The organism is Streptomyces sp. NPDC088350 (assembly GCF_044753545.1).
In the GTDB taxonomy this organism is placed as follows: domain Bacteria; phylum Actinomycetota; class Actinomycetes; order Streptomycetales; family Streptomycetaceae; genus Streptomyces.
The window spans coordinates 145,806-171,499 of record NZ_JBIVNL010000012.1; the positions used below are offsets into that span (position 1 = coordinate 145,806).

Sequence of the window (25,694 nt, forward strand, 5' to 3'; positions counted from 1 at the left end):
TGTGGCGGTGCGTGGGTTGGATGGCCGGCCCCGAACGGGCAAGGAGGAACGGGGAGTTGGCGCCCGTCCGGGGCGGCCGGTCTACTGGCCCATGGCGAGAGCCATGCCGATCACCAGGCCGCACGAGCCGCTGATCATGATCACGAACAGGACTCCTGCGTATCGGCTGATAGCGCGCGTCACAGCCCATCCCGACTGTTGGCGTTTCTGATGGCCAGACGTGCGCTGAGTTCCTCTCGTGGACTCGGCGCCACCACGCTGTCCGGCATGGCGTCCCATTCCCTGCCTCCGCAGATCGGCCTTATCTGCACCCGACCGCCGACCTCACCCATGACGACGCCGATCCGGTCTCGGGCGCTGTCCTTCGCCAGTTCACCGATGCCTGGCCTGGTCTGCTGGTTGCTCGCCATGTGAAGGAGCATCGCGATCCGGGGGCCCGCGCCAAAAGGTCAGGCTGATTACCCAACTTGGGTAATATCGCGGGAAGTAGGGAATCAGCGACGTTGCGTAGCCCTCGCAGTGTGGGAGCTTGCCAATGCCCGACGCGGACCGGCCGCAGGAACTGCCCGCCAGGCTGCTCACCGATCCCGAGATGATCAATGCCTGCCGGGTGCGGGACTTCGCCAGGGTCTTCCGGCTGGTGAAGACCAAGGCGGGCATCTACCCGTCGATGATCGCGAGGCGCTGTGAGCTGACACCCAGTCGTGTCGGCGAAGTGATCGCAAGGCAGCGCCAGTTGCAGCACATGGACGTCGTCGAGCGCATCTCGGACGGCCTGCGCATCCCGGGCCACATGCTTGGACTCGCACGTCGCGAGTGGGAGACGCCCCAAGCCCTCGTGGTCACGGAGCGAGAGCCTCCCCAAGCACCTGAGCCCGAGCAGCAGACGCCCGCGTCTCTACCTGGCCCTGATGTGGACAGCATCTTGGCGCTGGCCACGCGAACGAGCTTGAGTGCGGCCACACTTGAAGCTTTTCGCTCGTCCATCGAGGACTACTGGCGACGGGACGACCAGCACGGAGGCGAGGCTCTGAGGCCGGCCATCGTCGGCCAACTCCGCCATGTGGTCGGACTCTTGAAGGAGAACCGCCCGCCGTCCATCCAACAGGGCCTGTACGGAATCGCGGCCGAGCTGGCCCGCCTCACCGGCTGGACCTACTTCGACGCCCGCCAGTACAACCAGGCCCGCGCGTACTTCACCGAGGCGTTGCAACTGGCCAAGGAGATCGACGACCGCCAGTTCATGGCCAACGTGCTTGCCTGCATGAGCCTGCAGGGCACGTACCAGGACAAGCCTGCGGACTCTCTGGCCCTCGTGACTGCCGCCCAGGACCAGGCTCGTTCAGCGCTCGACACCACCCCACGGGTTCAGTCCATGCTGTCGATACGTGAAGCCTTCGCTCACGCCACGCTCGGCAACCGGGACTCCACGCACCGGGCGATCGGGGAAGCGCACCGCCATTTCGAGCAGATCCAGGAGAGCAACCCGGACCCGTCATGGGTGACGTACTTCGACGAGACGAAGCTGATCGTGGACACGGGGATTGCTCACGGCCGACTAGGCGAAGCCGCGACCGCAGAACCGTTGATCGCGGACGCGTTGCGGCGCGAGGCCCACACCAACCAACGCGGCCGGGCGTTTCACTCGTTCTGGCTGGCGCGCACGCAGTTGGACCAGGGCAAGCTTGAGCAGGCGTGCCACACCGCCACACAAGCACTGGAGCCAGCGTCGGCAGTGGGCTCCGAGCGAGTCTCGGGCCATCTCAGGGAGTTCTACGACCAGTTGGCCCCACACAGGCAGGAGCCCGTAGCCCTGGCCTTCGAGGCACGGCTACGGGAACTCCTCCCGCCGGTTAGCGGATCGCTTCGTCCATGAGCAGGTAGAGCAGGCCGACGAGCGAGCCGCTGCTTACGACCTCCCGGCGGTCGATCATGCCCCGCACCTCAGAGAGGGGAATCCACTCGATGCGGTCGGATTCGTTCTTCTCTGTGGGCGGTCCGGCGTAGGTAGCGCCGTCCGCGCGGAAGACGTGGTGCTGGGAGTCGGTGATGCCGTTGGCCGGCTCGGCGTAGATCAGGGGTTTGATGGGGCCAGGGCGCCAGCCCGTCTCCTCCAGGACCTCGCGGGCCGCCGCCTCCTCCGGAGTCTCGCCCTCCTCGACCAGGCCCATGGGCAACTCCCAGGCCCATGAGTCCGTGATGAAGCGGTGCCGCCACATCATCAGAACTTCTTGGCGGTCGTTGACCACAGCGGCCACGGCCAGGTGCCGCAGGCGAACGACGTGGTACTCCCACCTGCGCCCGTCAGGCTGCTGGACGTCGACCAGACACAGATTCACCCACTTGTTCGTGTAGATCTGCCGCTCACCGTGCGTCTTCCACTCCATACCTGCGACCCCTCTCGATCGGTCTCCAGGATCTCAGACCGATCCGGAGACAGATGTAACCTCTGTCAATTTGACGTCACTCTGACGAGATGGGTGCTTTAGAGCTGAGTGGTCCTACAGCGGACTCAGACGCGGAGGCCCGATGATCTGGAACCCTCGCCAACGGCCCTCCCGTCCCTAACCAAGGTGGGCAGCGCCTACCCGAACGGAACCACGATCTCAGGATCACTCGCCGTGCCCGTCATACCGAAGGATGTGTCTGCCGTCCGCTGACACCGACGCCTGTGCGACGATCTCGCCTCCCCCGTAGAACCGAAAGAACCAGTTGGCCCCAGATGTTGGCCTCTTCAGGGTTACTGAAAGAAAGGCGTACGGCACTTCGACCGCCCGCGTTGCCGCCTTCCGGGCACGATCGCACGCCTCAAGCCAGTTGCCAGGAATGGGGCTCGCCGAAAGTGGCGACGTCATGACCACATACGGATCATTCTCGTTCTCGATTGTCGCGCCCCGGGAGGTACACACGATCCGCTGGTAGTCGTAGCCGTACCCTGTGTGCCCATCCTCGGTGATCCGGGTGACGCTCAGTCCGCACATCTCGACGACCCACTGCCCTGCGGTCCCGTCATGGTGTATCAGCGCATTCCCGGCGCTGCCGAGCCCTGGGCTGACGACTGTCCGCACTGCACCTGTGTTCGATAGGAACGCCAGTTGCCATCGGTCGGACGGCTCCCGCTCCGAGAGTAGGGAGTACGCCATGTCCACAGCCTCTGCTGCAGTGAGCCCCAGTTCGGGAAGGCCCCAGACCTTCGCTTCCAAGGCGTTGAGCAGGGTGGTGGCACTCAAGACGATGTTGCCCTCGTCGTCGGTCCGGATCGCCAGATGTCGCGCATTGAGGAGCTGACCCGGCAACTGCATGTCCCGGATTGCACCGGTGCGCGGATCGACTCCGACGGCCAGAACGCTCTTCGACAGCGCGGGATCGAAAAAGGAGATCTTCCAAGTTGGGACGCCGCGCGTGTGCTTGTCCCGCTCGAGGCAGGACAACAAGAAGAGGTCAGCCCCGCGCTGGAGAGGGCCGTCAGCCCCGAAGGCGTAGGTGGTCGCGACGTCGATCGCCTCTGCTGAGTCGATGAACGGTTCCTTCAGGGGCAAAGGTCGGAACTTGGTGTATCGCTTGCTGATCTTGGTGACCTGATCTCCGCCTTGCTCCAGAATCGCGGCGGCCTGATCCTCTGACAGCGCTGCCCGGTGGTTGAGCGCGCATGACATCACGACAACTGAATCTGGTGCAGGACTAGGATCGCTGCCCTGGAGATGGAGTTCTGGCAGCGGTTGCACCCGGCCGTCGATGACGGCGTAAGGCTGAATACACGACCCGGCGACATCACAGAACTCGGTGATCCAGAAGCGGCTTGCGCCGTCCATCGCGTCGGCGAACTCCCAGTCTTCGGCGTTGGCCAGGCTGTACATTGTCGCGACGCCCTGCTGAGAGACGCCGAAGAGGTCTCCCTGGGGTGAGTACCTGGTTTTGACGAGCGCCACTGCCTCCTTCGCGCGAAGGAACCTCCCTCGCTCAGGCACGTCCTCGATCGCGCAGATGAGACGGTGTAGTGAGCGCCGGTACTCTCGGTGCCTACGGAAGTCAACGTGTGCCAGACCCGCGAAGCTCGGGGCCCAGGAGACTGGGACGTCCTCAAGCAGCACTGGTAGGACACGGATGCTGGTGGACTCGGCGATCTGGATCTCGCGCTCCACCCAAAACGAGCCTGCTGACGCTTGTGACACCACGACCATCAGGCAGGAACACTGAGCGATCGTGGCCTCAAGATCCTGAAAGTTCGAGCCGATAGCTTGGCCGACGCGAAGTTCGCGTTCGTCTAGCCATAGGGAGACGTCAGCGTCGGACCTCTCAAGGTCGCCGACCACACGGCGGACAAAGTCCTTGTCCTGGCTGCTATAGGAGACGAAGACCTGCATGCTGGTCATTCTGCCGTGATTTTCCGGTCCAGGACTGGGTAATTCGAAAATGAGAACTGCTGCCGGAAGACCGAGCGCAGACGGGCCAGGACGTCGAGGACCTCCCTAGTGGCTGCACACTGCGGGTCGGTAGCCCCCGAAGCTGATGATCTCCCGGCTTTTGACACGCCCGCTGTGCGAGACAGGCCAGCCTTACCGCCAGCAGTACCCACGGGCTCAGTGTCCGGAACTCCCACCGCGGGCAACAGCTGTCTTCTAGGTAGATGCTGTCAAGTTCACTGTCGGGTGAGTTTCTCGAAGCTCCATCAGTGCTCTAAGGTTTCCTGCAAGGAATGACGACAATGAATTTACGAGGTGCCTACCGTGCCCACCACAATCACGGGGCTTGTGCTGTTGGTAGTTCTGCTTTTGCCAGGACTAACTTTCGTGATCGTTCGCGATCGGCGTGGCAGTGAGCAGCGAACAACCCCGTTTCGTGAAACTGGCATTGTTGTATTCGGCAGCGTCATCGCCGAAATAATCACGCTTGGGATTTTTGGAGTGGCGCGAGCGCTCATGCCTGGGTTGACGCCAGATGTGGGGCGACTTGTTCGTGAAGGTACTGCTTATGCTCGCAACCACTACGTTGAAATCAGTTGGTGGGCTGCTGGCTTCCTGCTGGTCTCATGCTTGATTGCCGCATGCGCTGCTCAACTGACAGGAAAAAGTCCACATCCTTCTGCTGCCTCAGCTTGGTGGATCATGTTCGACAGTTGGTTCCCTGGAGAGAACCCAGTGGTGGGATGTGTCCTAGAAGACGGCTCTTACGTTGAAGGGCGCCAGGCATCCTTCAACGTAAGCTCGGATGATTCGCCGGACAGAGACTTGATTCTCGTTGAGCCGCTTAAGTACCGAGCTCCCGGCGCGGCCGAGGCAACATCTCTACCTTGGGGTGCAGCATGCATCTCTGCACGTCAGATAGTGACTATGTTTGTTAGCTACCCTGTCGATTCTGAGGGGGCGGCGGCGGGGGCGGTGACGCAGGCGTCCGACCCGGCTGCATCGTAGGTTTGTGACCGCGATTGTCTGACTCCGAGGGCTTTGGCTGAGGCTGACCGGACGGGCGGGGCGACCGTGGAGTATCGGCCATGTGTGACCTCTTTCCTTGTAGGTAAAAGTCCCAGTGCCCTCGGATGAAATGGCGCAGGGACCCTTCAGTTTCATCTTACAGGGCCAAGAGGTCCTATGGCAGGGTCAGGCTCCTGATGCCCTGGCGATGGGGTCTAGACATTTCGACAGGTCGTGAGAATCTTAGTCTTCATGTTCCTCGGCCGACCCATCATGTAGCAACGATTTCCATTCCGCCATTTCTTCTGCTGTGGCTCCGAGAAGCGGCAGAATGCGGATTAATCCACCTTCGATAGTCTGCATGTCGGCCTCGCTTGGATTGTCGTTCCTGATGGCAGAGAAGTATTTGATCGCGCTATCGCGATCTCCGCTCACAATCGCCGCATTCGCAGCCGTCGCATAAACCCAGAAATTTCTATCTGTGAGTCTCTCGATTATGGACAGAGTGCGTCGGTATATATTAGCTGCGCCATGCCTGTCTCCGAGTTGGAGCTTCGCTGTGGCAAGGAGATCCCCGAGATAGTATGAGTCGGAGTTCTCTTGGAAAGCTTTCCAGTATATATCATGCGCTTCCGTGTGCTGGTCTTGCTCTCGGTGCCACCTTCCTTTCAGGGCTGCGCACTCTGCATTCTTCATAAAAGCATGAGGATCCAGATTGTTGATCTCGTCGATTACGCGGGCGGTATCAGAGTAATTACGTTGCGCTAGGTAAGCCTGGCCGAGAGAGCGCATGATGAAGATATCTCGTGGAGAAAGGCGACGAGCCAGATCGAACTGCTGGGCCGCTTCCGCGTAGTGCGCTGAAGCCATGTAGAGTTGCGCCAGGCGTCGATGGAGTCGAATGTCAATAGGCTTCGCGCCATTTCCTTCTTTCTGTCCGAATGCAACTAGCAACCACTCATGCAGTTGACGGACTTCAGAATGGCGGTGATGTTCAGCGAGACTGTCTAGTCGCGCGCACCACTCATTCACAATTGCTTCCGTCGGAATTAGGGGTGACGTGCGTAGAGCCTCACTGACGGTTTCCAGCAGAGTTTTCGCTGCATCCGGAACTCTCTGTGCGGCTCGGATAACCACCGCCTTTTCAGTGACATTGTTGAAGAAATCGTAGACAAACTCGTTGAGGAGTTGAATGACGTCTTCGTACTGATCTCCCCGGGCCACCTGGGCGTGACTACTCCTCAGTGGCGAGGGGATATCGTCCATGCCTATTTGAAAAGCCAGAGGACGTACGCGGTGCAGGGTTGAATTCTCACTCGTCAACGCTGCGCCGTAAACAGCTCCAGCCTCCCAAAGTACCCAGGGTTTTTGGACAGAAGTTGGCGTGAGTAGCACCAACGTCACAGTGGCTGCGTGAACCTGCTCACCAATCCAGCGGAACCAGTCTTCACCGATTCGAACACCGCCACCAAGCTCGCGACTTGTTGAATATGCAACCGAAACAGATTCTCTTCCGAAGAGATCGAAGATCGCATCGCGCACAGCATCCGCTACGGCTTGGTCCGTGTGTGTATGACTGATAAAAATTTTAGGTTGTGGCATTTCAGAGTCACTCTCGCTGTGAGTCTGGTGGCCAAATGATTCGGACCTCTACTCCCATGCGGCGGGCGTACGCGACGACATCTGCTGTGCCCCCTTTCCCGCCTGCCGGCTTCCCATCCCATACCGCAAGTAGTACATCGCATTGGTCAACAATTTCTTGTCCGGCTGCCATAAAGGCGTCCTCGCTTGGTGCCGAAAACGACAATGTGGACACATCGCTGGCAATGTTGAGGAGGGCCTTGTAGTTCTCACGCGACTGCTTGGTATGGAAAGTACTTTCGTACTCATTGCTGGGAATGACTACATGCATTCGACCACCTGAGGCCAAAATCGTAAGGGCAAAGAGTTGATCCGCGCCCTCTGCAAGGCAGCACAAGCCAATCAGTTCGTCTCGCCATCTACGGGTGATCTCTGATGCAATAGCGTGGACAACATTGCGGCGAGTGGCAGCAGTCAATGTTTGGTGACCGGTGCAGCCGATACGCGTCACAGAACTCCCCTATTGGCTAGGCTCCAGAAGTAGCGCCCCAGTGAAGTCAGGTATACATCGCCGCTCTCCATAGCCACCCAGTAGTGATCCCGCCGATTCTCTGTAGTGACGAGGTTGGCGTTACGCAACCGTCCCAGGTAATCGAACTGTTGCTGTTTGGCTGTTCCTGGGCTACCAGGAGACAACGGTCGTCCTTCACCTTCGTGCTCTGGGCTCAATTGCAGATGGCTGTCGGCTGTCGGGAAATGCTCGGGAAGTCGTCGCAGTAGATCCCTGTCAACCCATGGTGGGCCGAACCGAAGAATCACCGGCTCTGTAAGGTGGGTCTTGAGGACGGGGCGTTGTTGCCAGGCATCAAAGGCGGCACTGACGTGGCCGTACAGACTTAGCGCAGTTACGTTACCGAGATGATCTCCAGCTCCTCCGGTGAGACCATCTAGCAAAATTCGAGTAAATGCACCGTGTCCCGCGTTTTCCTGCGAGAATTCAGTTGACCGACTCGCAGCCATAACAGTGACGTTCTCGCGCAGGAGACTCTTGTTCAAACGAAAATTCTCGGCTACCGCTGCTGCCTGCTGTCCGGGAGCGTTGCCGAGATCACCACTGAAGCAACAGTCCAGAATCAAGGTGACACTGCGTGCAGGCGAATCGTTTGCGAGGGTGATTAGATCGTTCATGGATACCCCGAGGCTATTTTCGGTGGCATCTTGAGTCACCAAATCAGCACCCCAGGGCGTCTGGGCACCGTGACCAGCGAAGAAAAATAGAAGGTCGGTATCACGGGCGTTTGCGAAAAGCTGAGTGAGTGCGCGCCGAAGGCCATCCCGCGTTACCGCGGAGGGTCCGTCTTCGCTCGTCATCAGTTGTGTATCCCAGTTGCGATCGCCATTGGCGTGACGGGACAGCAGCTCTGTGAGGGCTGTGGCATCCGCAACGCAGCCTGTCAGGGACCCAACCGTGGGATATTCATCGATCCCAACGAGGATGGCTCGCTTCACGCGTTCTTTCCCTCACCCATCATCTGCGTCACGGCCTGCGCAATGATGTCCCACTTCCATGCCATGGTGCGGTTCCGTTGCAGACCTGCTGGCAGGGTGGTGGAGGTGCCGGCTCCGTCGACATAGACCCCGAAGACCGGAACGTCGATTTCTTTGGCCATGGCGATCTCCTTGGCGACGCCAGTAGCGGTTGCCATGGACCTGCCGACCAGAACGATGCACATGTTCGTGCTGGCCATCTTCCGCTTGACCAGGGCCTCCCACTGTGACTGCGGAAGCGCGGTCTTGCTTGACCAGTCTTGGACGGTGAAGGGCGTAGGCGAGTCAGTCTTCGCTTGCCCCGCGAACAGGTTCTTCTGGGTTTCGTTGTTGTCGAAGTCGAAACTGACGAAAGCGCGCGGATCTGCCACAGTTCCCCCTGATGAGCTTGTTGCGATCGACCTCACCATAGAGGCAGGCCAAGGCTGTTGTCTGGAAAGTCGGGATGATGGAAGAGATGACGGCAACGAGCACACAACGGCTGCTGGCACCGGCACTGATGCTGACCGCTAGCACGGGTCGCGGCAAGGCGGCGGCTGACTCTATAGAGCGGAAGGTTGCGGGGGAGTCTGGCCATGGCCGGCTCTCGGCGGCTGCGGGCACGTATCCGGCTAGCGCACGCTGCTCGGACTGGGGGACCGGGTGCTGAGTACGGCGAGAGGAAACGGAGTCAGTGGACCCCGTGTGGACCACTCACCCCACACGTGGCCCGTGCCCGGTACGCTGTACCCGCTCCGCCCCTGGTGGGCGGGTGCGCAGGTGGGTTGCCCGAGCGGCCTAAGGGAACGGTCTTGAAAACCGTCGTGGCAGCGATGTCACCGTGGGTTCAAATCCCACACCCACCGCGGTGTTCGTAAGGGGTGTCCTCCAGGGAGGGCACCCCTTACGCGTGCCCGCTCCCGCACGCACCGTCGACCCACCTCACCCCGTCGACCCACCTCCCTCCTACGCCTCCTGCTCCCCCGCCCCGTCACCCCCGCCGCCCCGTCATCCGAGCCGCAGAAGCGATAGTCGCCCGCGCCTCCCGCTCGGAGAGCCCCGTGCCCAGGGCCGCCTCCACCAGGGGTTCGACGAGGGCCGGGCCGATGTCGTTCTCGTAGGCGCGGCAAGCCGCCCAGAAGAGGCGGGTGTTGCGTTGGCCCTCGTGGGCGGCGAGGACGAACTGGACGAGGCCCTGGCCGTGTTGGCCGGTCGAGGTCGAGTTGGGGGTGGGGTGGTACGTGCGGGGCGGTGGGAGAAGCAGGCGCAGCAGTGAGGGTGGGCACGGCGCCGGTGCCAGGTGGGCCGTGGCCGGGGCGGCGCCGTAGAAGCCGTGGTCGGTGCGGGAGCCGGGGCCGACGAGGTAGCCGCCGGCGCCGCGGATGTCGATGCCGGGGGCCAGGCGGCCCGCGGAGTTGGGGACGACGACGTCCGGTGGGCCGGTGAGCCAGAGGTGACGGCCGCCGCTGGGGGTCAGGACGACCACGGTCTCCGGGATCGTGAACAGGTGGCGCAGGGCGAGTTCGCGCAGCGCGGACGAGGAGTCCGTGCCGGACTTGGTGTCGAGGTCGATGCCGATCAGGTGGTGCGGCGGCAGTCCGCAGGCGATGCCGTAACCGGTGGCCCAGGGCGCGGCGGCGAACAGTTCGCGGATGCGCGCCGGGTCGGTGGAGGCGTCGTACACCCCGTGGCCGAGGCGCCCGCACTCGCCGTGACAGGGCGGGCCCACGGCGCTTGCCGAGCCCTCCGGACCCACGGCACCTTCCGCGCCTGCCGAGCCCACCGCGCCCACGGCGCCCGCCGAGCCCACGGCGCCCGCCGAGCCCACGGCGCCCGCCACGCCCACCGAGCCCGCCACGTCCACCCGGTCGGGGGCGGTGTCGTCGCGGTGCGGGGAGCGCAGGGCGGGGAGTTTGGTCCGGGACAGGGGGATCACGGCCAGTCCGCGTTCGGCGGCTGACAGGGCGTGTGCGAGGGCCAGCGTCGTGGCCTGCCGGTCGGTGGTGGCCATGCCTCCATTTTCGTACGAGTGTTCGAAAAAGGGAAGGGGGTGCGGCGGCGACGCGCCGGGGCGGAGGGATTGGCCGGAAATGTGGAGGAACGCTTCGCCTCTTGGGGTGCCTGGGCCGAACTGTCCGCACTGTCCTGAGCTGCGGCTTCAGGGTGGTCAAAGGGGTTTATCGACTTGTCATCACGCTTCAGGGGGAATAACCGCTTCCGGCCTGGTTCGCCGGGGATTCGGTGGGCAACTCTGGTCTCGCGACGTCGTGCACCACACCGAGGCGGTCGGCCAACTGCCTTGGTAGAAGCCGTACTTGAAGCCGTAGTTCATGTGCGTTCGGCTCAGCAGCCGCTACGCACCCTGTTCTGGAGGAACAACATGGCAAGCATCCGTACCGCCCGCGTCATCGCCGCCGTCTCCGCCCTCCCGCTGGCAGCCGCCCTCTTCACCGGCGTCGCGGCGGCGGACAACGGCGCCATCGCGGGCAACGGATCGAACGCGGGTGTGGCGACCGTCAGCGGCAGCGGGGTCGGGCACAACAACAGCGGCAACTCGTCCACCACCCAGCAGCAGGCGGTCGGCTCCGGGGCCTCGAACCAGAGCAACACCGCCCAGGTCAACGGTTCCGCGTTCACCGCCATCAACCAGGGAAACGAGAACGTCGCCGTCAACTTCGCCCACTTCTGGTAGCCGCGCCCGACTCCCGCGCGGGGATGCGCGGGGGCGGCTGAGGGTGTGTCAGGTGTGCTCTGTGGGGTCGTAACGCGTCTGCGCGGTGGTGCTTCGGTGCCGCCGCGCAGGCGTTTTCTCGTGTGCAATCGCCCGTCCGTGTCAGTGATCTCCCTTCTTCGGAAACGACCTTGACAGTGCACGCCATCTGACGGACAGTCAGAAACCCTCGCCCCTGCGATGTCGCCCCGGAGGTCCGCCGCCGTGCACCTCGCCCCCACCCTCCGCCAGCAGCAGCTCCGCGTCGAACTCCGCACGTACTTCACCGCGTTGATGCCCGACGGTCCACCCGGCGCGGACGAACCCCAGGCCCAGCGCGCCCTGTTGCGCCGTATCGGCGGCGACGGCTGGCTCGGGCTCGGGTGGCCGGTCGAGTACGGCGGTCAAGGGCGGGGCGCGGACGAGCAGTTCGTGTTCTTCGACGAGGCCTACCGCGCCGGCGCGCCCGTCTCCATGGTCACCCTGAACACCGTCGGACCGACCCTCATGAAGTACGGCAGCGAGGAACAGAAGGCCGCCCTCCTGCCGGGCATCCTGCGCGGCGAACTCGTCTTCGCCATCGGCTACAGCGAACCCTCGGCCGGCACGGATCTCGCGTCGCTGCGGACGCGGGCCGTGCGGGACGGGCAGGGCTGGCTGATCGACGGGCAGAAGATCTTCACCTCCAACGCCCACAACGCCGACTGGATCTGGCTCGCCTGCCGCACCGACCCCGAGGCCCCCAAGCACCGCGGCATCTCGATCGTTCTCGTCCCGACCGATGCGCCCGGCTTCTCCTGGACCCCGATCGAGACGGTCGGCGGGCAGCGCACGACGGCCACGTACTACGACGGGGTCCGGGTCCCCGCCGGCAACCTCGTCGGCGCGGAGAACGACGGCTGGTCCCTCATCACCAACCAGCTCAACCACGAGCGGGTCGCGCTCGCCGCCACCGGAATGCAGGCCGAGGACTTCTACACGGCCGTCCTGAACGCCGCCCGCACACCCGACCCCGTGACGGGACGGCGCCGGGCCGACGAACCGTGGGTGCGGGCGCAGTTGGCCGAGGCGCACGCCCGGCTGGCGGCCACGCGCCTGCTCAACTGGCGTCTGGTGGGCGATGTGGGCGCGGGCCGGTTGGCGCCAGGCGACGCGAGCGGCGTGAAAGTCGCGGGCACCGAATCGACGGTCGCGGTGTACCGGCTGTGTCAGCACGTCGCCGGGGCGGACGGCCCAACAGGACCAAAAGGACCAACAGAGTCAACCGGGTCAACAGGGCTGGCCGGACTGGTGCGTTCGGGATCGCCGGGTGCCTTCGGGGACGGCGAGCTGGAGCGGCTCAACAGAGCCGCGCAGATCAACACCTTCGGGGGCGGGGTGAGTGAGGTGCAGCGGGAGATCGTCGCGACGATGCGGCTCGGGATGACGAGGGGGCGGCGGTGAGCGCGGCGGACGTTGTCGATGAGCTGGGGGCGCGGCTCAAGGCGTACGAAGGGCGCGCGGCAGCCGTCGCGGGCACGGGCAAGGACCCCGTCAACGAGCCGATGATCCGGCACTGGTGCGAGGCGCTGGGCGACACGAACCCGGCGTACAGCGGCCCGGACGCCATCGCCCCGCCCACCATGCTCCAGGCCTGGACCATGGGCGGCCTCTCCGGGCACACGGGACGCACGGAGGCCTACGACGAGTTGTTCGACCTCCTGGACGAGGCGGGCTGCACCTCGGTCGTCGCCACCGACTGCGAGCAGGAGTACCTACGGCCCCTGCGGCCGGGGGACGAGGTCACCTTCGACGCGGTGATCGAGTCGGTGTCGGACCGCAAGACGACGAAACTGGGCACGGGTTACTTCGTCACGACGCGCATGGACGTACGGGTGGGCCAGGACCTCGTCGGCACCCACCGTTTCCGCATCCTCAAGTACGCCCCCGCGCGACAGAAGCAGCAGAAGCAACAGAGGCAGCAGGAAGAGAAACAGGCTCGCGCCCGCCGCCCACGCCCCGTCGTCAACCGCGACAACGCCGGCTTCTGGGAGGGTGTGGAGCAGCACCGCCTCCTCATCCAACGCTGCATGGACTGCGGGACGTTACGCCACCCCTGGCTGCCGGGCTGCAATGCCTGCGGCGGCCCCGACTGGGACACGGTCGAGGCGAGCGGCGAGGGGGCCGTCTACTCATACGTGGTCATGCACCACCCGCCCTTCCCCGCCTTCGCCCCGCCGTACGCGGTAGGCCTGATCGAACTCGCCGAGGGCGTGCGGATCGTGAGCAACGTGGTGGGGGTGCCCTACGACAAGGTCCGCATCGGGCTGCCGGTACGGCTCGAATTCCAGCGGTACGACGACGATGAGGACGCCGTCCCCTTGGTGCTCCCCGTCTTCCGGGCCCAGGAAGGCCGAGAGGGCGGGGTGGGCTGACATGGACTTCACGCCCACGGAGGAGCAGGCCGCGGCCCGTGACCTGGCCGCCCGGATCTTCGGCGACCTCGCGACACCCGAGCGGCTCACGGCGGCCGGGACCGGCAGCGACCCCGAGCTGTGGAAGGCCCTGTGCGCGGCCGGACTGGTCGGCGCCGTAGAGGAGTTGGGGCTGCTCGGCCTCGTACTCCTGCTGGAGGAGCAGGGGCGGACGACGGCCCAGGTGCCCTTCGCGTCGACCTGCGTGTACGGGCTGCTGGCGGTCGCGGCGCACGGTTCGCCGGAGCAGCGGGAGCGGTTGTTGCCGGGGATCGGGGACGGGTCGGTGGTGGTGTGCGGGGCGTTTCCGGCGCAGGGGGATGTGCGGGCGAGATGTGGATCCGGTGAGGGTGAACAGGCTTCCGCTCAGGGTGAGTTGACCGGCACGGTTCCCGTCGTCCCCTGGCTGCGTGACGCCACGCATGTCCTTGTCGCCGACGAGCGGCGCGAGTTGTGGCTGACGCCGGTCACGGATGCCACGCGCGTCGAGGCGGTCGAGCTGACGGCACCTTGGTCGGCGGGGCGACTGACACTCGACGGGGCGCCGGCGGAACGGCTCGGTTCGGCGGCCGTTCGCCCGGGTGCCGCCTACGCCGACGTCCTGGCCACCGCCCGCACCGCCTTCGCCAGTCTCCAGGCCGGCGTCTGCGCCGGTTCGCTCGCGCGGGCCGTGGCGCACACCAACGCCCGGGAGCAGTTCGGGCGCCCGCTGGCGACCCGGCAGGCGGTCCAACTCCGGGCCGCCGACGCCCACATGGACATCGAGGCGATACGCGTGACGACGTACGAGGCGGCCTGGCGGCGCGACGCGGAACTGCCGTACGCCACCCACGCGTTGACCGCCGCCTGGTGGGCGTCCGAGGCGGGTGTGCGGGTCGTCCACGCGGGCCAGCATCTGCACGGTGGCGCGGGAGCCGACCTGGACCACCCGGTGCACCGGCACTTCCTCTGGGGCCGCCAGTTGGACGCGTACCTGGGCTGCGGAGGCGAAGTGCTTCAGGAACTGGGGGAGTTGGTCGTCAGTGAGGAGGTGCGGCCATGAGGGCAGGTGAGGGCGAGGACTTGCCCCCGCTCGAGATCGAGATCACGCGCACCCTGATCGTCGCCGGAGCCATCGCCTCCCGCGACTACCAGGACGTGCACCACGACGCGGAGTTGGCACGGCGGAAGGGCTCCCCCGACATCTTCATGAACATCCTGACGACCAACGGCCTGGTCGGCCGCTACATCACCGACCACTTCGGCCCCGGAGCGACCCTCCGCAAGGTGGCCGTACGGCTCGGCGCCCCCAACTACCCCGGCGACACAATGGTGTTGACGGGCCGGATCGAGGAGACGGACGGCGACACCGTGACCGTACGCGTGCTCGGGACGAACGGCATCGGCAGACACGTCACCGGCACGGTCACGGTCACGGTGCCGGGGACGACGGAGGCCGGCGCATGAGCATCCGCACCCGCGACACCCTCGGCGGACGCGCCGCGATCGTCGGCATCGGCGCCACGGAGTTCTCCAAGGACTCGGGGCGCAGCGAGCTGCGGCTGGCGGTGGAGGCGGTGCGGGCCGCGCTGGCCGACGCGGGGCTGACCCCGGCGGACGTGGACGGGATGGTCACGTTCACGATGGACACCAACCCGGAGATCACCGTCGCCCAGGCCTGCGGGATCGGCGAGCTGTCCTTCTTCTCCCGGGTCCACTACGGCGGCGGCGCGGCCTGCGCGACCGTCCAGCAGGCGGCGCTGGCCGTCGCGGCGGGAGTCGCCGAGGTGGTGGTCTGCTACCGCGCCTTCAACGAACGGTCGGGGCGCAGATTCGGCTCGGGCGTCACCCACCGGGAGCCGTCGGCGGAGGGCACGGCACTCGGCTGGTCCCTGCCGTTCGGGCTGCTCACGCCGGCGTCGTGGGTGGCGATGGCGGCGCAGCGGTATCTGCACACGTACGGCCTGACACCGGAGGCGTTCGGGCCGGTGGCGGTCGTGGACCGCAAGTACGCGGCGACGAACCCGGCGGCGTACTTCCACGGCAGACCGATCACCCTCGCCGACCACGCGGCCTCGCGCTGGATCGTGGAACCGCTCAGACTGCTCGACTGCTGCCAGGAGACGGACGGCGCCCAGGCGATCGTCGTCACGTCCGCGGAACGGGCCCGCGACCTGCCCCGCCCGCCCGCGGTCATCGCGGCGGCGGCCCAGGGCGCCGGCCGCGCGCAGGAGCAGATGACGAGCTTCTACCGCGACGACCTGACCGGCCTCCCCGAGATGGGCGTGGTCGCCCGCCAGCTCTGGCGCACGGCCGGCCTCGGCCCGCAGGACATGGACGTGGCGATCCTGTACGACCACTTCACGCCGTTCGTGCTGATGCAGCTGGAGGAGTTCGGGTTCTGCGGAAAGGGCGAGGCGGCGGACTTCGTCACCGAGGAGCGCCTGCCGGTCAACACGCACGGGGGCCAGCTCGGGGAGGCGTACCTCCACGGCATGAACGGCATCGCGGAGGGCGTCCGGCAGTTGCGCGGCACGGCCGTGAACCAGATACCGGGGGCGGGGAGGGTGCTGGTGACGGCGGGGACGGGGGTGCCGACATCGGGGCTGGTCCTGACCGTCCCTAGTGCCCAGGGCTGAGCCCCCAGGGGTAAACCCGCAGTAGGCGTCACTCTCTCGTCCACCTTCAGGAGGTGGAGCCAGCCCCACCCCTACAACCTGAGGCGGAGTCGGCTTCGGGACCTGCGGGCGATCCGCGGAAGCCCTGGTCGCTCATAGCGTGGAGCCATGACCACAGCAGTCTGCACCAGCGCGTCGAACGCCACCGCACGGGCCACCGCGCGGCCCGACGTACGGGCCGCCACAAGGCCCGCAGCACGGGGTACGCAGACCCTCACGTACCCGTCGTTCTCGTCGTACGTGAGGGCCAGGCAGCCGGTCCTGCTGCGCACCGCGCGGTCGCTGACCGCGAACCCGTGCGACGCGGAGGACCTGCTGCAGACCGCGCTGACCAAGACGTATGTCGCCTGGGAGCGGATCGAGGACCACCGGGCGCTGGACGGCTATGTGCGCCGGGCGCTGCTGAACACGCGGACCTCGCAGTGGCGCAAGCGCAAGGTCGACGAGTTCGCGTGCGACGAGCTGCCGGAGCCGGACGGCGGCGCGGAGGAGGACCCGGCCGAGCGGCAGGCGCTGCACGACGCGATGTGGCGGGCGATCGCGAAGCTGCCGGACCGGCAGCGGGCGATGGTGGTCCTGAGGTACTACGAGGATCTCAGTGAGGCCCAGACGGCCGAGGTGCTCGGAGTCTCCGTGGGCACGGTGAAGTCGGCGGTGTCGCGCGCGCTGGGCAAGCTGCGGGAGGACCCGGAGCTGGTTCTCGTACGGTAGGACCCGGGTAGGACCCGGGCAGGCCGGGTGATCGATCATCCGCTCCTAGTGACATACCGTGCGGTATGTGAGCAGAATCAGCGCATCCCTTACTACCGCGCAGGCAATGCCGCCCCGGGAGGACGCCGTGCTGAGCACCATGCAGGACGTACCGCTGCTGATCTCGAGGATCCTGACCCACGGGTCGACGGTCCACGGAACATCGCAGGTGATCAGCTGGACCGGTGAGGGGGAGCCGCAGCGCCGTTCCTTCGCGGAGATCGGTGCCCGTGCGGCCCAGTTGGCGCACGCCCTGCGCGAGGACCTGGGCGTGGTGGACGGCGAGCGCACGGCGACCTTCATGTGGAACAACGCCGAACACGTCGAGGCCTACTTCGCGATCCCCGCCATGGGCGCGGTGCTGCACACGCTCAACCTCCGTCTTCCTGCGGAGCAGTTGGCGTGGATCGTCAACCACGCGGAGGACCGGGTGGTGATCGTCAACGGTTCGCTGATCCCGTTGCTCGCCCCGCTGCTGTCCAAGCTGCCGACGGTCGAGCACCTCGTCGTCTCCGGACCCGGCGACCGCACTCCCCTCGACGGCGCCCACGCGCGCGTGCACGAGTACGAGGACCTCATCGCCGGGAAGCCGACGACGTACGACTGGCCCGAGTTCGACGAACGCCAGGCCGCCGCGATGTGCTACACCTCCGGGACCACGGGCGACCCCAAGGGCGTGGTGTTCAGCCACCGTTCGATCTACCTGCACTCCATGCAGGTCAACATGACCCAGTCGATGGGTCTCACGGACCAGGACACCTCACTGGTCGTCGTGCCCCAATTCCATGTGAACGCCTGGGGTTTGCCGCACGCCACCTTCATGACCGGCGTGAACATGCTGATGCCGGACCGCTTCCTGCAGCCCGAGCCGCTCGCCGACATGATCGAGAGCCAGCGTCCGACGCACGCGGCGGCCGTCCCCACCATCTGGCAGGGTCTGCTGGGCGAGTTGACCGCCAGGCCCAGGGACGTCTCGTCGCTCACCCATGTCACCATCGGCGGCTCGGCCTGCCCGCCCGCCCTCATGGCGGCGTACGACAAGCTGGGCATGCGGGTCTGCCACGGCTGGGGCATGACGGAGACGTCCCCGCTGGGCACGCTCTCCCGCCCGCCGGCCGAAGCGGTCGGTACGGACCAGGAGTTCGCGTACCGGGTGACCCAGGGCCGTTTCCCGGCGAGCGTCGAGGCCCGGCTCACCGGCCCCGGCGGCGAACGGCTGCCCTGGGACGGCGAGTCGGCGGGCGAGCTGGAGGTGCGCGGCCCGTGGATCGCCGGCGCCTACTACAACGGCCCCGACGCCGAACCCCTGCGCCCCGCCGACAAGTTCAGCGAGGACGGCTGGCTCAAGACGGGCGACGTCGGCACGATCTCCCCCAACGGCTTCCTCACCCTCACCGACCGCGCCAAGGACGTCATCAAGTCCGGCGGCGAGTGGATCTCCTCCGTCGACCTGGAGAACGCCCTGATGTCCCACCCGGACGTCACCGAGGCCGCCGTGGTCGCCGTACCGGACGAGAAGTGGGGTGAGCGTCCGCTGGCGACCGTGGTCCTGCGGGAGGGTTCCACCGCCGACTTCGAGTCCCTGCGTGCCTTCCTCGCCGACGCGGGGAAGATCGCCAAGTGGCAGCTCCCCGAGCGCTGGACGATCATCGAGTCGGTCCCGAAGACGAGCGTCGGAAAGTTCGACAAGAAGGTGCTGCGCCGGCGTTACGCCGCCGGCGACCTGGACGTCACCAAGCTCTGACCGGTGGGTACGTACGGCTGCGTCGTCGTCGTAATGCGACGACGACGCAGCCGTACGGCACTGGTCTCACCGCCTCACCGCTGTCGTCACCCACCCGAGCACCAGCCACACCCCCGCCACCGCGCACACGCCACCCCAACCCCAGTGACTGAACGCCGTGCCCGCGAGGGCCGAGGCGAGAGCGCCGCCCGTGAAGCCGGCGACGACGTAGGCGGTGTTGGCGGTCGCCGGGGTGGAGGTGGTGGTGAGGGCGAGGGTCTGGTTGGCGACGTGGGAGGCGACCAGGGCCGCGTGGAGGGCGATCGCGGCGACGAACAGCGCCCACAGCACCTGCCCGCCCAGCCAGAACAGCGGCACGGACACGGCCGCGAGCCCATACGCGGCCCGTACGACCTTGGTGGCGCCGAACCGGTCGACGAACCCGCCCGCGAGCGGAGCCACCGCGCTGGCCGCCAGCCCGAAGAGCCCGAACAGGCCGGCGGTCGCGGTGGAGAAGCCGTAGGAGCCGTGGGAACCGCCCCTCGTGCTCGTCAGAAGCAGTGCGAGCGTGGTCCACAGGGCGCTCCACGTGCCGAACATCCCCGCCTGCCGCAGGCACGCGCGCCACAGGTCGGGAGAGGTGCGGACCAGGCCGGGCAGGGCCGCGATACCCGCGAAGAGCGCCCCCGTCCGCCGCCGCTTCTCCGACGGCAGGGCGAACGCTGTGGCCAGGCCGAGGACGAGGGTCAGGGCGGCCGAGCCGGCGAAGACGAACCGCCAGCCGTAGGCCTGTCCGACCAGGCTGCCGAGGACGCGCGCGGCCACGATGCCGGTGAACAGGCCCGCTATGACGGCCGCGACATGGCGGGCGCGGTGGTGGGCGGGGGCGCGTTCGGCGACCAGCGGGACGAGGAGTTGGGGGACGACGGTCGCGGCGGCGGCGACGAAGACGGCGACCGCGAGGGTGGTGGTCCCGGAGGCCGCGGCGCCGGCGAGCAGGGCCGCCGTGGTGGCCACGGAGAGGGCGGCGACCAGGGGACGCCGGTTCACGCGGTCGCCGAGCGGGGCGAAGAAGAGGAGGCCGGTGGCGTAGCCGAACTGCGCGACCGAGGCGATCCAGGCCACGGCGGACGGGGTCGAGCCGAAGTCGTGGGCGATGAGCGGGAGCAGCGGGCCCGCGAGGTAGATGTTGGCCGCCGTCACGGCGGTGCAGACGGCGATGAGGACGAGGAAGAGGCGGCCGGAGGCCGTCGGGGCGCCCGGTTTCCGGGCTGGGGCCTGGGTGACGGTTGCGGAGGACATGGGCGGCGGCACTCCTTCGAGCCGGCGGGGACTTCGGGACTTCGGGACTTCGAGCCAGCTCTAGCAACTAACTGGTTGGTTGGAAGCTGGAACAGCATGCACCGCCGCCGAATTCCCTGTCAACCAAACGGTTGGTTACTTGACGGACTACCCTGGCCCCATGGCAGTAAGAGACCCCGAAGCCACCAAGGCCCGGATCTTCGAGGCGGCGGTCGCCGAGTTCGCCCGGCACGGCATCGCGGGCGCCCGTATCGACCGCATCGCCACCGAGGCCAAGGCCAACAAACAGCTGATCTACGCCTACTTCGGCAACAAGGCGGACCTGTTCACGCAGGTTCTCGGCAAGTCCATGCTCGACCTGGCCGTCGCGCTCCCCGTCGATCCCGACGACATCGAGGGCTGGATCGACCGGCTCATGGACTACCACGCGGCCCACCCCGAACTCCTGCGCCTCCTCTTCTGGGAGGGCCTGGAGTACGGCACCGCCGAACTGCCCGACGAGACCGAGCGCCAGGAGCACTACGCGCTCAAGGTCGCCGCCCTCCAGGACGGCCAGGACCGGGGTGTCGTGAGCGACGCGATCCCGGCCCGCGACCTGCTGTTCCTGCTGGTCGCGATGGCCAACTGGGGCGTCGTCGTCCCCCAGATGCGCCGCGTCCTGGTCGGCGCGGACGACACGGACGGCGACCGGCTCCGCGAGTCGATCAAGGAAGCGGCGCGGCGGCTGATCGCCAAGTAGCCCGGCTGGAGCGCTGGTTGGCGCCGAACCGGGCCCAAGCAGCCCTACCGCGCCGCTAGTTGGTACCGATCCGCGCCAACAGGTCCACGATCCGCGACTGGACCTCCGTACTCGTCGACCGCTCGGCGAGGAACAGGACGGTCTCCCCGGAGGCGAGCCGCGGCAGGTCGGCCTCGTCGACGGCGGCGGTGTAGACGACGAGCGGGGTGCGGTTGAGCTGCCCGTTCGCCCGTAGCCAGTCGACGATCCCGGCCCGCCGCTTGTGCACCTGGAGCAGGTCCATCACGACGAGGTTGGGCCGCAACTGCCCCGCCAGCGTCACCGCGTCCGCGTCACTCGCGGCCCGCGCCACCTGCATCCCGCGCCGCTCCAGCGTCGCGGTCAGCGCCAGCGCGATCTCCGCGTGCTCCTCGATCAGCAGCACCCGCGGCGGATGCTGCTCACTGTCCCGGGGCGCGAGCGCCTTCAGCAGGACGGCGGGATCGGCGCCGTAGGCCGCCTCGCGCGTGGCCTGTCCGAGCCCGGCGGTCACGAGCACCGGCACCTCGGCCGCGACGGCCGCCTGCCGCAACGACTGGAGTGCGGTACGGGTGATCGGGCCGGTCAACGGGTCCACGAACAGCGCCGCCGGGAACGCGGCGATCTGTGCGTCGACCTCCTCGCGCGAGTGCACGATGACCGGCCGGTACCCGCGGTCGCTCAGCGCCTGCGTCGTCGTCACGTCCGGCGCGGGCCACACCAGCAGCCGCCGCGGGTTGTCGAGCGGCTCGGGGGGCAGCTCGTCGTCCAGCGGCTGCGGCCTCGGGGTGTCCGCGATCTCGACGGCCCCGCCCGGCCCGTCCAACGGCTCCGGTCCCTCGGCCGCGTTCTCGTCCGGTGCTCCTATGGCGTACGACCGTCCGGCGCCCTCGGTCATCTGCGCGAGCCGCGACTGCCCGGCCATGGAGGGCTGCGCCTGCTCACCCTGGGGATGCGGACGCGCCGCCCCGGCGGTGCCGGCATCGGGCCGCGTCCCCAGCTTCCGCCTGCGCCCGCCCCCGCCCGCCTGATGCGGCGGAGGCGTGGCCGTGCCGGCCGGCTGCTGCACCTGAGCCGCCTGCCGCGTGAACGGCACCCCCTGCCCCAACGTCCGCACACTGATCGCCCGCCCCTGAGTGGAGTTCGGATCGACAGGCGCGGCGGCCTCGGCGGGCAACGGCTGCGCGACACGCGCCTGCGCGGCGACCGGGACGCTCGGACTGGGGTTCGGATTCGGTGCTACGGCGGGTTCGGCGCCGTTCGCCGGTACGGGGGCGCCGGGAGCCGCGCCCGGAACGGCCACCGCCGGAGTCGCCTGCGCGGCGGGCAGCGCCTGCGGCGGAACCGCCTCACCGGGGTGACCCTGAGCCGGCACACCCTGCCCGGGGATGCCGTGCGGGGAGACCGGCTGACCCTGAGGGGGTGCGGTCTGCCCCGGGATTCCCTGGGGTGAAATCGGCTGGCCCGGGATTCCCTGAGCTGAGACAGGCTGTCCGGGGAGACCCTGAGACGGAACCGGCTGGCCGGAGATCCCCTGAGGTGACATCGGTTGGCCGGGGACGCCCTGGGGTGAAATCGGCTGCCCGGGGATTCCTTGAGGAGAGACCGGTTGGCCGGGGACGCCCTGCGGTGAGACGAGCTGCTCGGGGAGGCCCTGGGACGGAACCGGCTGCCCGGGGATGCCTTGAGGCGAGACCGGTTGGCCGGAGACGCCCTGCGGTGAGACGAGCTGCTCGGGGAGACCCTGAGACGGAACCGGCTGGCCGGAGATCCCCTGAGGTGACATCGGTTGGCCGGGGACGCCCTGCGGCGAGACGGGTTGTCCGGGGAGACCCTGGGACGGAACCGGCTGCCCGGAGATCCCCTGAGGCGAGACGGGCTGGCCCGGGACTCCCTGAGGCGCGACCGGCTGCCCGGGGCTGCCCTGCGGCAGAGCCGCCTGGCCGCCCGGGGTGGCCTGTCCGGGCATGCCCTGTGCCGGGAGCGGCAACGGCTGGGGCGCGGCGGGCTGTCCCTGGGCGGGGAGATTCTGCGCGGAGGCGAGCTGCATGGCGGCGCCGGGCCGGCCGCCGGCCGCCGGTACTACGCCCTGCTGCGGCACGGGCACCGCCTGCCCCGCCGGCACCTGCCCGGGCAGCGAGGCCACCTGCGCCGGCACCCCTACGGCAACACCCTGACCCTGCTGAACAGGCTGCCCCTGCGCCGGAACCACCGCGCCCGCCTGCGCCGGAACCGACTCGGCGGCCTGCGGCTGCGGCTGCGGCTGCGCCACGGCCCGGCGTCGCCGCCCGGTCGGCGCGTTCGCGGGGTGCGGCTGCGGCGGAGTGTGGTCCTCGGACTGGTCGAGCGGAACGGCGTCGTGCCGTCCGTCGTCACCGGCGACGCCCTCGGGAACCTGCGGCTGTGCCTGTGCCTGCGCGGATGCGGCCGTGGCCATGGACACGTCCGGCGTACGGTCCGCCTCGGCCGGCGGCAGGGCGAACACCGTACGGCCGCCCGCCTCCTGCGCCGCGGCCCGCTCGGCCGCAGCCGCCAGGGCACGCCGACGACGCCCGGTCGGCTGCCCGTCCTCGCCCACCTCGGACTCGGCACCACCCGGTTCGGCACCACCGGCGGGCAACGCGGGCGGCAGCGCCTGCCGCTCGCCGCCGGGCGCGGGCACGCCCTGCGGCGGCACCGTCCCGCCCAGACCCGTACCGGTCGCCGCGGTCCCGGCGGCATGCTCCGCCGCCGTCATCACCGCGCCCTCGGAGACACCCTCCGCACCCTCGTCGGACCCGTCACCGGCCGCGCCTTCGGCCGCCCGCCCGCGCCGCCGCCCGGTACCGCTGGACGCACCACCGCTGGACGCACCGTCGCCGCCCGCTTCCAGAGCCGCCGCGGACTCCTCGCCCGCACGCCTTCTGCGCCGCCCGGTGGGCACCGCGGCCTCGCCGGCGGAGTCGTCGGAACCCGGCGGCACCTCGCTCTCCAGGAACGCGTCCACGGAGGACCGCCTGGCCCGCCGCCGGCCGCTGCTCCCGGAGGCCTGCTCGGGTACGGCGAGTTCGGCGCCGCCACCGGTCGCGGCCGGAGCCGCCACGGCCCCCGCCCCGCCGCCGATGGGAACCTCCAGGACGTACGCGCTGCCGCTCATCCCCGGCACGTCGTGCGTCTGCAGCACACCGCCGTGCGCCCGCACGATCCCGCGCACGATCGGCTCGTGCACCGGGTCTCCCCCGGCATACGGCCCGCGCACCTCGATCCGTACGACCTCACCGCGCTGCGCCGCCGCCACGACGACCGTGTTGTCCATGTAACCGCCCGCGGAAACGGGCGAGTTGCCGGTCGCGTCGACACCCGCGACATCCGCGACGAGGTGCGCGAGCGCGGTCGCGAGAAGCCCGGGGTCGACCTCGGCCTCGATGGGCGGCGCGTGCACGGCGAACTGCACGCGTCCCGGCCCGATCAGCTCCACGGCCCCGTCGACACCGGCCGCGACGACCGCGTCCAGCATCACCTTCGTACGCGAGATGTCCTCGGCGCCGGTCTCCAGCCGCTGGTACCCGAGCACGTTGTCGATGAGTTGCGTGATGCGCGAGTACCCGGCCGACAGGTGATGCAGGACCTGATTGGCCTCGGGCCACAGCTGCCCGGCGTCGTCCGCTGCCAACGCGGCCAGTTCCCGGCGGAGTTCGTCGAGGGGCCCGCGCAGCGAACGCCCGAGCAGCGTGAGCAACTGCTCGTGCCGCCCGGCGAGTTCCTCGTACCGGTCCTTCTCCCGCTCCCCGAGCGCGGCGTACCGCTCCTCGTTCGCCGCGAGTTCCTCCTCGTGCCGCTCCTGGAGTTCCTCGGTCTCGGTGATGTGCTTCTGGCGCAGCGCGGTCAGCTCGGAGGCGTGGTCCTCGTCGATCCGCTCCAGCTCGTCCCGGTGCAGCTTGTCGGCGGCGTCCTTCTCCTCGGCGAGCGAGTCGTAGGGCCGCCGGTCGGTGAAGGTCATCACGGCGCCGACGAGCTGGTCGCCGTCGCGCACGGGCGCGGTGGTGAGGTCGACGGAGACCCGGTCCCCGTTCTTGGCGAACAGCACCTGCCCGCGCACCCGGTGCTTGCGCCCGGAGCGCAGGGTGTCGGCGAGCGGCGACTCCGCGTACGGGAACGGTGAGCCGTCCGCGCGCGAGTGCAGTACGAGGGTGTGCAGCTCCTTGCCGCCGAGGTCGCTGGCGCGGTACCCGAGGATCTGGGCGGCGGCCGGATTGACGAGCACGACCCGCCCGTCCGTGTCCGTCCCCACGACGCCCTCGGCCGCCGCGCGCAGGATCATCTCGGTCTGCCGCTGCGAACGGGCCAGTTCGGCCTCGGTGTCCACGGTCCCGGAGAGGTCGCGGACGACGAGCATCAGCAGTTCGTCGGAGGTGTAGCCGTAGCCGTCGTAGGCCTGCTGGCCGTCTTCGAGGTTGGCGCTGGTGACCTCGACGGGGAACTCGGAGCCGTCGGTCCGGCGGGCGGTCATGCGGGTCGGCTTGGTCCGGCCGCGCGGGTCCATCGAGTCGGGGCGCCGCATGGAACCCGGGATGAGCCGCGAGTCGAACTCCGGCAGCAGGTCGAGCAGTCCGCGTCCGACGAGCGCGGTGCCGGGCGCCTCGAAGGCCTCCAGCGCGATGGTGTTCGCGTTGACGACGGTTCCGTTGGCGTTGACCAGTACCAACGCGTCCGGGAGCGCGTCGAGTATGGCTGCGAGGCGAGCAGCGCCTCGGGATGGCCTGCTGCTCACGAGACGCTTCCTCCCTGTTACCGCACCTTGCCGACCGCGGAGGCCATCTTGCCAACCGGCCCGCGACGTGTCA

At 67.9% G+C, this 25,694-nt stretch carries 21 protein-coding genes and 1 tRNA gene; 12 read left to right on the plus strand and 10 right to left on the minus strand.

Annotation, left to right across the window (positions count from 1 at the left end):
* Positions 1-179 precede the first annotated feature (179 nt).
* On the minus strand, positions 180-422 hold the full coding sequence (locus tag ACIQBL_RS36560; RefSeq protein ID WP_401949950.1) for a hypothetical protein: 243 nt from the start codon (positions 420-422) through the stop codon (positions 180-182).
* A gap of 113 nt (positions 423-535) precedes the next feature.
* Between ACIQBL_RS36560 and ACIQBL_RS36565 the strand changes: the two genes are divergently transcribed.
* Positions 536-1,876: a hypothetical protein gene (locus ACIQBL_RS36565; RefSeq protein ID WP_401949952.1), complete on the plus strand. Its 1,341-nt coding sequence runs from the start codon at positions 536-538 to the stop codon at positions 1,874-1,876.
* Here ACIQBL_RS36565 and ACIQBL_RS36570 read toward each other — a convergent pair.
* Together ACIQBL_RS36570 and ACIQBL_RS36575 are read right to left on the minus strand one after the other, a co-directional pair.
* Entirely contained in the window at positions 1,854-2,387 is a 534-nt protein-coding gene (locus ACIQBL_RS36570) for an NUDIX hydrolase (protein ID WP_401949955.1), read from the minus strand. The two genes, ACIQBL_RS36565 and ACIQBL_RS36570, sit on opposite strands and share 23 nt — an antisense overlap.
* Positions 2,388-2,612: 225 nt before the next feature.
* Positions 2,613-4,364 carry a toll/interleukin-1 receptor domain-containing protein gene (locus tag ACIQBL_RS36575; RefSeq protein ID WP_401949958.1) on the minus strand — a complete coding sequence of 584 codons (1,752 nt, stop codon included), beginning with the start codon at positions 4,362-4,364 and terminating at the stop codon, positions 2,613-2,615.
* A 363-nt stretch (positions 4,365-4,727) separates the two neighbouring features.
* Here ACIQBL_RS36575 and ACIQBL_RS36580 point away from each other — a divergent pair, with 363 nt between their 5' ends.
* Positions 4,728-5,411 carry a DUF6338 family protein gene (locus tag ACIQBL_RS36580; protein ID WP_401949961.1) on the plus strand — a complete coding sequence of 228 codons (684 nt, stop codon included), beginning with the start codon at positions 4,728-4,730 and terminating at the stop codon, positions 5,409-5,411.
* Between the two features lie 243 nt (positions 5,412-5,654).
* On the opposite strand, the gene ACIQBL_RS36585 is transcribed toward ACIQBL_RS36580, so the two are convergent.
* The 4 genes from ACIQBL_RS36585 to ACIQBL_RS36600 are packed head-to-tail and all read right to left on the minus strand — an operon-like array spanning position 5,655 to position 8,911.
* Positions 5,655-7,013 carry a TIR domain-containing protein gene (locus tag ACIQBL_RS36585; RefSeq protein WP_401949964.1) on the minus strand — a complete coding sequence of 453 codons (1,359 nt, stop codon included), beginning with the start codon at positions 7,011-7,013 and terminating at the stop codon, positions 5,655-5,657.
* 7 nt (positions 7,014-7,020) lie between these two features.
* Positions 7,021-7,503 (minus strand): hypothetical protein, encoded by a 483-nt coding sequence (locus tag ACIQBL_RS36590; RefSeq protein ID WP_401949967.1) that lies wholly within the window; start codon positions 7,501-7,503, stop codon positions 7,021-7,023.
* Positions 7,500-8,501: a caspase domain-containing protein gene (locus tag ACIQBL_RS36595; protein WP_401949970.1), complete on the minus strand. Its 1,002-nt coding sequence runs from the start codon at positions 8,499-8,501 to the stop codon at positions 7,500-7,502. Before ACIQBL_RS36595 ends, ACIQBL_RS36590 begins: the two co-directional genes overlap by 4 nt.
* Complete coding sequence (locus ACIQBL_RS36600; RefSeq protein WP_401949973.1) at positions 8,498-8,911, minus strand: TIR domain-containing protein; 414 nt, start codon at positions 8,909-8,911, stop codon at positions 8,498-8,500. Before ACIQBL_RS36600 ends, ACIQBL_RS36595 begins: the two co-directional genes overlap by 4 nt.
* A gap of 387 nt (positions 8,912-9,298) precedes the next feature.
* Here ACIQBL_RS36600 and ACIQBL_RS36605 point away from each other — a divergent pair.
* Positions 9,299-9,385 (plus strand) — tRNA-Ser (locus ACIQBL_RS36605).
* A 125-nt stretch (positions 9,386-9,510) separates the two neighbouring features.
* Here the strand turns inward: ACIQBL_RS36605 and ACIQBL_RS36610 are convergent.
* Positions 9,511-10,530, minus strand: coding sequence for a bifunctional DNA primase/polymerase (locus ACIQBL_RS36610; RefSeq protein WP_401949976.1), 1,020 nt, complete (start codon positions 10,528-10,530; stop codon positions 9,511-9,513).
* 369 nt (positions 10,531-10,899) lie between these two features.
* On the opposite strand from ACIQBL_RS36610, the gene ACIQBL_RS36615 reads away from it, so the two are divergent.
* The 8 genes from ACIQBL_RS36615 to ACIQBL_RS36650 all read left to right on the plus strand — a co-directional run bounded on the left by ACIQBL_RS36615 (position 10,900) and on the right by ACIQBL_RS36650 (position 18,833).
* On the plus strand, positions 10,900-11,211 hold the full coding sequence (locus ACIQBL_RS36615) for a hypothetical protein (protein WP_401949979.1): 312 nt from the start codon (positions 10,900-10,902) through the stop codon (positions 11,209-11,211).
* A 243-nt stretch (positions 11,212-11,454) separates the two neighbouring features.
* Positions 11,455-12,672: an acyl-CoA dehydrogenase family protein gene (locus tag ACIQBL_RS36620; protein ID WP_401950388.1), complete on the plus strand. Its 1,218-nt coding sequence runs from the start codon at positions 11,455-11,457 to the stop codon at positions 12,670-12,672.
* Entirely contained in the window at positions 12,669-13,643 is a 975-nt protein-coding gene (locus ACIQBL_RS36625) for a bifunctional MaoC family dehydratase N-terminal/OB-fold nucleic acid binding domain-containing protein (protein ID WP_401949982.1), read from the plus strand. The genes ACIQBL_RS36620 and ACIQBL_RS36625 overlap by 4 nt, the downstream gene beginning before the upstream one ends.
* Position 13,644: 1 nt before the next feature.
* Positions 13,645-14,724 (plus strand): acyl-CoA dehydrogenase family protein, encoded by a 1,080-nt coding sequence (locus ACIQBL_RS36630; RefSeq protein WP_401949985.1) that lies wholly within the window; start codon positions 13,645-13,647, stop codon positions 14,722-14,724.
* Complete coding sequence (locus ACIQBL_RS36635) at positions 14,721-15,128, plus strand: MaoC family dehydratase (RefSeq protein ID WP_401949988.1); 408 nt, start codon at positions 14,721-14,723, stop codon at positions 15,126-15,128. Before ACIQBL_RS36630 ends, ACIQBL_RS36635 begins: the two co-directional genes overlap by 4 nt.
* A complete protein-coding gene (locus ACIQBL_RS36640) occupies positions 15,125-16,300 on the plus strand; it encodes a lipid-transfer protein (RefSeq protein ID WP_401949991.1) in 1,176 nt (391 codons plus the stop codon). Before ACIQBL_RS36635 ends, ACIQBL_RS36640 begins: the two co-directional genes overlap by 4 nt.
* Before the next feature lie 147 nt (positions 16,301-16,447).
* Positions 16,448-17,050, plus strand: a complete 603-nt coding sequence (locus tag ACIQBL_RS36645; protein WP_401949994.1) for a SigE family RNA polymerase sigma factor — start codon at positions 16,448-16,450, stop codon at positions 17,048-17,050.
* Positions 17,051-17,156: 106 nt separating this feature from the next.
* Entirely contained in the window at positions 17,157-18,833 is a 1,677-nt protein-coding gene (locus ACIQBL_RS36650) for a long-chain fatty acid--CoA ligase (RefSeq protein WP_401949997.1), read from the plus strand.
* Positions 18,834-18,899: 66 nt separating this feature from the next.
* On the opposite strand, the gene ACIQBL_RS36655 is transcribed toward ACIQBL_RS36650, so the two are convergent.
* The gene (locus ACIQBL_RS36655; RefSeq protein WP_401950000.1) at positions 18,900-20,114 is read right to left on the minus strand and encodes an MFS transporter; all 1,215 of its coding nucleotides are present in this window, start codon (positions 20,112-20,114) and stop codon (positions 18,900-18,902) included.
* 160 nt (positions 20,115-20,274) lie between these two features.
* Here ACIQBL_RS36655 and ACIQBL_RS36660 point away from each other — a divergent pair, with 160 nt between their 5' ends.
* On the plus strand, positions 20,275-20,853 hold the full coding sequence (locus ACIQBL_RS36660; RefSeq protein WP_401950003.1) for a TetR family transcriptional regulator: 579 nt from the start codon (positions 20,275-20,277) through the stop codon (positions 20,851-20,853).
* A gap of 55 nt (positions 20,854-20,908) precedes the next feature.
* Here ACIQBL_RS36660 and ACIQBL_RS36665 read toward each other — a convergent pair whose 3' ends face one another.
* The gene (locus ACIQBL_RS36665; protein ID WP_401950007.1) at positions 20,909-25,621 is read right to left on the minus strand and encodes a PAS domain-containing protein; all 4,713 of its coding nucleotides are present in this window, start codon (positions 25,619-25,621) and stop codon (positions 20,909-20,911) included.
* Positions 25,622-25,694 lie beyond the last annotated feature (73 nt).